1 protein-coding gene is annotated in these 235 nt (G+C 34.0%); it reads right to left on the bottom strand.

Annotation, left to right across the window (positions count from 1 at the left end; genetic code table 11):
* A partial coding sequence (locus R2R70_RS23205; protein ID WP_410979377.1) for a CPBP family intramembrane glutamic endopeptidase occupies nucleotides 1-235 on the bottom strand: 235 nt, incomplete at both ends.

Here is a 235-nt window from a genome sequence, read left to right as displayed (position 1 = left end):
CTGATCCAAATAGTATTTGTTTTACAATCCCATAAAAAATACTATTAATAAAAATAAAGAAAAGATCATAACTCACAATCGCAAATGAGCCAAACGCAAAATGCCCGATGGAAAACAGAATGGATGTAATGATAATGGTTGGACCAACTGGTAATACTTTTAATAAATTTCGTTGAAAGAATCCTCGCCATGCCACTTCTTCACCATAGGCATATAGGGCGAGTTGAACAATAAG

Origin of the sequence: Cobetia sp. SIMBA_158 (assembly GCF_046566945.1) — a bacterium.
Taxonomy (GTDB): Bacteria; Pseudomonadota; Gammaproteobacteria; order Pseudomonadales; family Halomonadaceae; genus Cobetia; species Cobetia amphilecti.
The sequence above is the reverse complement of the archived record's forward strand: the minus strand, read 5'-3'. Positions and strand labels throughout refer to the sequence as shown.